7 protein-coding genes and 2 pseudogenes are annotated in these 7,962 nt (G+C 62.5%); 6 read left to right on the plus strand and 3 right to left on the minus strand.

Annotated elements, in window-relative coordinates; genetic code table 11:
- Positions 1-246: 246 nt before the first annotated feature.
- Positions 247-1,509, plus strand: a complete 1,263-nt coding sequence (locus tag VN856_RS05975) for a helix-turn-helix domain-containing protein (RefSeq protein WP_325687112.1) — start codon at positions 247-249, stop codon at positions 1,507-1,509.
- A 150-nt stretch (positions 1,510-1,659) separates the two neighbouring features.
- Entirely contained in the window at positions 1,660-2,847 is a 1,188-nt protein-coding gene (locus VN856_RS05980) for a helix-turn-helix domain-containing protein (RefSeq protein WP_325687115.1), read from the plus strand.
- 16 nt (positions 2,848-2,863) lie between these two features.
- Here the strand turns inward: VN856_RS05980 and thiS are convergent, their stop codons facing one another.
- Positions 2,864-3,067: a sulfur carrier protein ThiS gene (thiS, locus tag VN856_RS05985; RefSeq protein ID WP_325687117.1), complete on the minus strand. Its 204-nt coding sequence runs from the start codon at positions 3,065-3,067 to the stop codon at positions 2,864-2,866.
- Positions 3,068-3,403: 336 nt separating this feature from the next.
- On the opposite strand from thiS, the gene VN856_RS05990 reads away from it, so the two are divergent.
- The gene (locus VN856_RS05990) at positions 3,404-4,462 is read left to right on the plus strand and encodes a YncE family protein (protein WP_325687119.1); all 1,059 of its coding nucleotides are present in this window, start codon (positions 3,404-3,406) and stop codon (positions 4,460-4,462) included.
- A gap of 843 nt (positions 4,463-5,305) precedes the next feature.
- Here VN856_RS05990 and VN856_RS05995 read toward each other — a convergent pair.
- On the minus strand, positions 5,306-5,476 hold the full coding sequence (locus tag VN856_RS05995; protein ID WP_325687121.1) for a hypothetical protein: 171 nt from the start codon (positions 5,474-5,476) through the stop codon (positions 5,306-5,308).
- A 123-nt stretch (positions 5,477-5,599) separates the two neighbouring features.
- Here VN856_RS05995 and VN856_RS06000 point away from each other — a divergent pair, with 123 nt between their 5' ends.
- From VN856_RS06000 to VN856_RS06010, 3 genes and pseudogenes are all read left to right on the plus strand, one after another.
- On the plus strand, positions 5,600-5,857 hold the full coding sequence (locus VN856_RS06000; protein WP_325687123.1) for a sigma factor-like helix-turn-helix DNA-binding protein: 258 nt from the start codon (positions 5,600-5,602) through the stop codon (positions 5,855-5,857).
- Between the two features lie 150 nt (positions 5,858-6,007).
- Positions 6,008-6,334, plus strand: a complete 327-nt coding sequence (locus VN856_RS06005; protein WP_325687125.1) for a hypothetical protein — start codon at positions 6,008-6,010, stop codon at positions 6,332-6,334.
- 19 nt (positions 6,335-6,353) lie between these two features.
- A pseudogene (locus VN856_RS06010) lies at positions 6,354-6,647 on the plus strand (FHA domain-containing protein); the annotation flags it as partial.
- Positions 6,648-7,373: 726 nt separating this feature from the next.
- Here VN856_RS06010 and VN856_RS06015 read toward each other — a convergent pair.
- Positions 7,374-7,962: pseudogene (locus tag VN856_RS06015) on the minus strand (2-polyprenyl-6-methoxyphenol hydroxylase-like oxidoreductase); the annotation flags it as partial.

The raw sequence follows: 7,962 nt of genomic DNA on the forward strand, positions 1-7,962 counted from the left end.
AGATTGTCCGTACGCACATCGATGTCGATCACTCGCTGAACAACAATCGGATTGCGGCGGGAATCATCACCCCCGCGCTCAGTAAGGAAAGGGGCTGCCATGTGTAACGGCCATCTGGCTGATCCGGTCTCGACGCGGGAAGCGCTATGCCAAAACATGATTCATAACCGGCGAATCGTCGGCGGAGCAATTGGCATCGTTCCGCTGTTCGCCGACTCCGCTCCTTGATGTCCAGGTCGTCACACCATGTCTACAGCGGATTTTTCGGACACCGGCCCCACACGGCGGCCGTTATCGCCTGCCGTCAACCTCCATAGCGTCGGCACTGACGTCGATGACCAGATCCAGGGCATCGCGTCGGAATTGGTGAGTCGCGTCGATGAATTGGCGCACGCTGTGGCCTGCGCGGTAAGAGCCGAGGTCGCGTTTTACCAGAGCACCGGCGTAGTGACAAACGACGAATTGCTGACCAGCAGCGCTGAAAACCTCGGTCTCGCCTTGAAATGTCTTGAGACCGCCGAGGGTTTCGACACCTCGCCGGCCGTCGCGACGGGTTCCAAACGCGCCGCCGCGGGCGTTCCACTGCCAGCGGTGATGGATGCCTACCGCATTGCCTCACATCATCTCTGGGACGCCGTGGTGCAAATCGCCACTACCCGCCCACGCGTCAGCCGCGACGTGCTGATCCAAGCGACCACACGGATTTGGCATATTCAGGACGCCTATACCGACGCAATGGCGAGCGCGTACCGACAGCAGACAACGCAGCAGGTCCTTGAGGACGAGGCCGAACGCGCTGCGCTGACCGAGGCGCTGATCGACGGGCGCACCCTCACCGAATACACCGTGTGGGAAGTTGCCCAGTTACTGCGGTTGCCGATTTCCGGACCCTACGTGGTCGTCGCCGCCACCTGTCCAGCTGTGGGCAAACAGGCGCTTCCTGGAATCGCCGCTAAGTTGCGCAGCGCCGACATCTTCTCCGCCTGGCGCCTCCTCCCCGACATTCAAATCGGCATCGCCCACGTCTCAACGGAATCCAAACGCGACGCAGTTGTTGAACTCCTCGAAAGGCAGGCCACCACAAGGGTTGGCGTCAGCCCTCCGTTCAACGACCTCACTGCCACGGCGCAAGCCCTGCGCTACGCTCGCGTCGCACTCGACACCCGAAACAGCAGGACCGGCGGCGTTACCGTATTCGAAGACTCCCTGCTGGCCGTGGCGGCGGTCAGCGCACCCGAGGTGACCAACAAGGTAGCGGCCCTCATCCTGTGTCAATTCGACGATGTGCCCAGTGCTGAAAAGGGCGTGCTATTCGAGACTTTCCGCGCGTGGGCCGCCAACAAGGGCTCGGTCGCCGATACCGCAGCACAGCTCTTCTGTCATCCCAATACTGTCCGGCATCGTCTGCATCGCATCGAGGCGCAAACCGGCCGCTCGCTCGCGGTGCCCAATCAACTTGCCGAACTGTGCCTGGCCTTTGAAATCCGCGAAAACTTCCACGAACCGTAGGCCGGCTATCCAGGTGTCGTGGCCGGTACGAAGTCCTTGGCCCCGACCAGGGTCGGCGTTGCACTTGCCACTCTCGACAACAACAACGACGGCAAACTTCGTCTCCTGTGAACAACTGCCGAGGGGCGGTCGGCGCCTAATGTGCCGACCATGAAAAGCGACATTGGGCTCCAAGAGGTCGCTGCCGTGGCAGACGCGGTGTATCGGCGGACCGACGAAGTGTCGATTCTGCTTGCCCGCGCAATCACCCGCGAGGTACGTCCCTACGGTGCGACCATGGCGGTGCCGTTCGACGTGGTAGTTGCGGGCTGCGCGGCCAACATGCGAGCGATCTTTGGTGCGATCGCCACAGGTGGCGATTTCAACGTCACCGCGGCCACCCGGCTGGGGGTCGAGCGGGCGCGTGACGGGGTACCGCTGTCGTCGGTGATGGAGGCCTATCGGATCGGTTTCCGGCGAGTGTGGGAGGCAATAGCCATCGAGGCCGCAACCCGGCGCTGTTTGGATGGCGACGGGTTGCGTACGTTGACCGCCAAGTTACTGACAGCTCAAGACTTGTTCACCGACGCAATGGCCGCCGGGTACCGACAGGAGCAGACCCGTCTGGTGGTCGGCGACGAAACGGAGCGGTCCAGCCTCATCGACGCGCTGCTACATGGCCGACTCCTGGAGCTGTGCAGCCTCTGGGAGGTGGCCGACTATCTACGGCTGCCGACTACCGGTCCGTTCGTGGTGATTGCCGCTGATGCCGCCGGGTCCGGGGCGGACGCGTTGCCAGATATCGAGGCGAAGCTGCGTAGCCTTGATGCTTCCTCCGCGTGGCGAAGCCTTCCCGACGTTCAGGTCGGAATTGTGCACCTCAACACCGACCGCCACCCTGCTGCGGTGCTGGCCTTAGTGACGCGGGTGGCCACCGGCCGGGTGGGTGTTAGCGCCCGCTTCGGCGATCTGCGCGACACGGCGCGGGCGCTCCATCAGGCCCGGGTGACGCTGCGGGGGCGGGGAGACCCGGGCTCGCCAGTGTCGGTGTTTGACGGCTCGATCCTGGCCACCGCCGCGGTCAGCGCACCCGACGTGATGGTCGACCTCGCAAGGCCCGTGATGCAGTGTTTCGCCGATCTTGCCGACGAAGAGCGCGAAATCCTGTTTGAGACCTTTCGAGTTTGGCTGGACCATGATGGGTCGATGCGTGCAGCTGGGGAGATGTTGTTCTGTCACGCTAATACCGTTCGCTACCGGATGCACCGCATCGAGCAGCGCACCGGCCGTTCCCTGGCCCGGCCGCGTGATGTAGCGGAGTTATGCTTGGCTTTCGAAGTGCACCGGCGTCTCATGTAGCCGCAGTCAGATGTTGTTAGCCTGGGTGCCCGTCCACCGCCGTGAGTACATCGAGTCGGGCCCCGTCGGAAAGCTTTGTCTGCCAAGAGGACCGGGGAAGCAAGGTTCGGTTCAACGCCACTGCGACCCCGGTTGCGGCGTAGCCGAGCGATCGAAGCAACAGCGCGACCGTGACGTTACCGCCAACCCACACACGCCGGCCGTTGACGATGACGATCACCGTACCTCCGCCGCGGCGGGGCTTCCGCGGTTGTATCCGAGGGTGTCGCTCACGGCGGCTCCTCTCATTGGTCAATCATGCTGCGGCAGGTTTGCACCCGCGAGTGTCGTCGCGATCGGCCCCGATTGCGAGGTGTGCGTTGACAACGTCGCGACCACGCCGGTGTCGTGGCGCACGATCGGGTCCCGTTGGTGGCGGCCGTTGTGATCTCGCACCAACGACAGGGCTGAGCGTTGTCGCCTGGACATCGACGGGCTCCACAGTTTCCGCGATCGTGTTACCAGGCCGAAGATTTGGGGTGACGCAGGCATGCCGAACTACATATGCACAATCTGGATGCCGGCGGAGACGACCGTCGCGACGATCCCGGTCGGCGGCCGCGTCCACGACATCGCCGTAAGCCCTGACGGCGAGCACGTCTATGTCGCCCGGTGCGATGCGGTCATGGTCGTCAATGGCCGACAGCACATCGTGGCGAGGATTCCCGTCGCCGGGCCGGTGAAAAATCTGGTGATGGATGCCGGCGGCCAGCAGCTGTTTGTTATCGGCTACGACGGGTCGGTGTCGGTTATCGATACGCGCGAGCACGTTGCGCAAACGGTGTGGGATGGACGGGGTTCGGGCGTCGTGGTCAGTCCGGACGGACGCCACCTCTACGCGGCCCACAACCAAATCACCGATGGCGAGGCCAGCAGCGCGATAACCGTGATCGACATCGCTTGCGCGAAAACCATTGCTACGGTGCCCGTCCACGACGTCGCCGCGCTGGCGATAAGCCCGGATGGGGGCAGTCTGTACGCGGTCTCATACGACCGGCGCACCTACCGTCAATATCCCGCAGGCTGGCTCACCATCATCGACACCGCAAGCCATGCCGCTGTCAAGACCATCGCTATCGGCGCCAGTCCGGAATCTGTCACAACGAGTCCGGACGGCTCTTACCTTTACATCACTCATTACGACACGTGTTCGGTGTCCGCGGTCAACCTGGCGACAGGCAGCACCACGGTGGTCGCGCTGGCTGACTCTCCGTTGGCTGTGGTGTTCACTCCGGACAGCGGGCACGCCTATGTGCGTAATGTGCGTTCACTCACGCTGATCGACACGACAACCAATGACGCGAACGACATTGATGCAGGAGATCTGCCGAGGGGTATGCAGCTCAGCCCGGACGGAAAGCGCGCTTACGTAGCCAATTTCGGTGATAGCACGCTCTCGGTGGTCGACACGATCACCAGTTCTGTCGTGACGACCGTCGATGTGCCCGGCTATCCCGACGCGGTGGTGGTCAGCCCAGACGGGCAGCGTATTTACGTGGGCGACTATTGGTCAGGTGCTGTCACGGTGGTTTCGGTACCGACGCTGGGCGACCTGCGTGCCGACGTCGCCAACTGACCACAATGCGTTGTTCGGCTAATTGCGCTGCCGCGCCGCGGCGTCCTCGTAACATGCGGCCCGATGATCGCGCCGACAACGGCCGCGAGGCCTGCGATCGCTGGGATGTCCTGAAGCCATAGCGGCGTCTCATTGACAATGTATGACGTGCCTTGCGCGGTGATGCGCACCAGAACCACCACGGCGTCGGTGATGTTCGCCTGCGCATAATTGAGCGCCTTCGTCGCGGTGAGCCCGCCGAGCCCCGAGCAGACGGCAGCGATGCGATGTCGCAGGCGGCTCCCGTATACGGCGTCGGGTGCGGTGACGATTGTGGGTTCTCCGCTCGGCGTGGGCGATACGGGTGCGGTTGCCTTGCACCTTGGTGCGAAAAGTATTGCGGGCTATAGGAATCTATTCTCGACGCTGGCCGAATCCACGACGCTATCCTGCGCGACAACATCGTTGCCGGGGCCGTGTTGCGGCGGACATGGCGAGCGCGCAGCTCACCCTCGCGCCACGCATCCGCGCCGCGTGGCCACGGCTGGCTAGCTTCTCGAGACCGTTGGCTTGCTTCGCACAAGAATGTGGTTCGGCCTTGTGCCGTGGCCACCCGGTTCCGTTACGACGAAGGCGGGATGGTCGTGGGCTGGTGTCACCGTTGCAGTTGGCCGCGCCGCCAATCCCTGCTCGAAGATCGTGTCACCCGCAACAATGTAGGTCGAGTAGGGAGGCGCGACGATGGCAGAACGGGGCGGATAGTCCCGAAAGTGATCGTAAGAGCTCATCGGAGTGCGGAACCCGATCCGAGCGCCAAGCGATCGGAAACGTCCGATAGCGAGAGGCGGTGAACACATGGCCTTGTCATCCCCGCGCCGCGGCCGGCCGATCATGGCACCCGATCACGCGCTCGAGCAGCGAATCTTCGATGCTTACCAGGAGGTTAAACGCGCTCGCCGCGACGGTGATTACGCCAGTATCTGCGGCTGGATGAGCGTAGTCGACAACCTGCTCGACCGCAGCGCCGAGCTTCATGCAAGAGCTCGGTCATCGATGTCCGCGTGATCACTGAGCACGAGCAAAGGTGCGTCACAACGGCTCCCTACTCGCTCGACAACGCACCGCGGGCCGACCGCGACCTGCACCTCAGCCGACGCGATGGACGACCAGCTGTTGGATCCTGAACTGCTCAGCGAAGCCTGGAATCAGTTGCACCCGTTGCACCGTGAGCTGATTCGAAAGGCACATCATCTGGGATGGACGACGGGCGAAATCGCTGCCGACCTGAATGTCACGGAGCGCCTTGTGAAGTCTCAGCTTCACTACGCCCTGCACGCCATGCGCCGCAGTTTGACCGACCCATCGCCGCGTTCGCGAAAAACTGTCAAACCCAACAGCTCTGGCCGGATCCCGTGAACTTGTCCACGAGGAAGGGGCGCAGCTGGACGACCGGGTCAACGACCACGCGGGCCCGCCCGCGTCGCACAGAGACACCACATCGCCAGCTGCGGTTGTGAGGCGCGCCTCCACGGAGAGTGACACGTGACGGTGTGTGGTGTTGTCCACGTGAACATCGACATCCGTGCCGATGCGCTCAACGATGGAAGACTCGGAAAAACTACGCCGGCAGCATCAGCCATTCGCGTTTTCCAAACCCGTTGGGGCGATGTCACTGCTGACAACTGTCGCTGCCGATTGGTGTCAACGGTCACATCGACGACGCCAGCGGCTCGCTCAACGATGGAATTACCTCGGGCAGGAGTGAAGGAGATAACCGTGAAGCGCTGGATCGAGAATCGGCTGGCCATGCTGGTCGCCACATGCTACGCGGCGGTAATGGAGCAGGCAATTACCGCGTTACCGCATGACGAACTTGCTGAACAGCATGGGTGAACCTCAAGACACAGTGTTCGGGTCCGCCGTGCTCATTGTTAGACGAGGCCCCAACGCCGGCTCCCGATTTCGGCTGGATCAGCCGGTCACATCAGCAGGCCGCCATCCCGACAATCACATCGTCGCCGACGACACAACCGTCAGCCATCGCCATGCCGAATTCCACTGCAAAAGAGGCGAATTCAGGATCGTCGATGTGGGCAGTCTCAACGGAACGTACGTCAACGGGGAGTCGATCCATTCGGCTGTGCTGACCAACGGCGACGACATTCGGATGGGGAAATTCCGGCTGATGTTTTTGGCTTGGCCTTAGACGGGTTGATGCCGTTGGGGCGGGCCATAATATCGGTGAATCCGATTGGCACGGCCTATGCGCCGCAAGCCCGCATCGGCGTAGACGTCGCTGGCGTTCGGGTGAGATCGTGTCGTTGTTCACCGACATTGCCGAAGGCCACCGGAGTCCAGTTCACTCCCGACCTGATCAGCGGGGAAGTGACCGGCAACTCGACCGAGCAGTTCTTACGCGATTTCATGGAAGCGTTCGAAGTGTTCGTGACTTGTGTTCTCAGTGTGCTGATGCATGAAAGATTAAGCACCACAGCATCATAAGGCTGTCGAGCCGCCGCAGGCGGCCGTCGGCGCTATGCGCAACGGCGCCCGGCCCCCACAGGGTCGGCCCACCGCGCCATGATCGGTGCTTTCAACGAACCGATGTTCGCGCAGGGGCACATCAGGGAGTGAACGACATCGAGGAGACTTTCGGTCACGACCTGGAGATAGGCTGTCAGCGGTGCCGGCACACCATCGACGTAGACGCAGATCATCATTCGACCCCTTTGATCGTTGCGGGCGGATTCTGCGCCCTATGGTCAAATCATCCGTCTCCCTGGGTGTTTGGCCACTGTTCAGCTCGACACGATAATCAATCGAAGGTTATCTTCAGGGATAATCCTTCGCCCCATTCGCGATTCGGCCCAAGGCAAGCTTCGAGACCACGCGCACGCGATTACCGGCGAGCAACTCAGCAGCTGCCGCCGCCCTAGGGGGTCCGTTCAGCCAACTGTTCAGGGAGTGGCCGCGTGACCGGTGTCGGGCGTTTCTGCCGGCGTTGGTTAGCTGAGGCGGCACGCCACATCATCGAGGGGCGCAGCAGCCGAATCGGCGCGTCGACAAGCCAGGCCACCTTGAGGAACTGCTCGAATGCGGCGGTGTCATATTCGGCAGCGGTCAGCAATCGGTCCATGTACCCGTTGAGCAACCTGGTCGATAGCGGTGCTGTGCCCTCGATCTCGGGCAGGAGGAGATCACCGCCGGCGGCCAGCTGCCAAGCCTGGCCGATCGGCTTTGCGGTGGCTCGGAAGAACCGCCTAGGAAGGTCGGTTATGCCCCGGGACAGGCAATTTCGCAATGCCAAGGCCTCCAGCGCGGCCACCGTCATACCCTGCCCATAGATTGGGTTGAAGCTGCACATCGCGTCGCCGACGACCAGCAAGCCCTCGGGCAGCAGCCGCGCTTTGTCGTACCGGCGCCAACGGCTGGATGGAAACCGATGCTGCGCTGTCGCTCCAAGAGGTTCTGCCGCCCGAATGGCCGCCAAGAAGTGGGCGGGTGCAAATTGTTCGGCGAAG

Source organism: Mycobacterium sp. (assembly GCF_035603715.1).
Taxonomy (GTDB): Bacteria; Actinomycetota; Actinomycetes; order Mycobacteriales; family Mycobacteriaceae; genus Mycobacterium.

Coding starts and splice junctions, on each gene's coding strand:
- VN856_RS05975 (WP_325687112.1), top strand. CDS start 247: ATGTCTACAGCGGATTTTTCGGACACCGGCCCCACACGGCGGCCGTTA.
- VN856_RS05980 (WP_325687115.1), top strand. CDS start 1,660: ATGAAAAGCGACATTGGGCTCCAAGAGGTCGCTGCCGTGGCAGACGCG.
- VN856_RS05990 (WP_325687119.1), top strand. CDS start 3,404: ATGCCGGCGGAGACGACCGTCGCGACGATCCCGGTCGGCGGCCGCGTC.
- VN856_RS05995 (WP_325687121.1), bottom strand. CDS start 5,476: ATGAAGCTCGGCGCTGCGGTCGAGCAGGTTGTCGACTACGCTCATCCA.
- VN856_RS06000 (WP_325687123.1), top strand. CDS start 5,600: ATGGACGACCAGCTGTTGGATCCTGAACTGCTCAGCGAAGCCTGGAAT.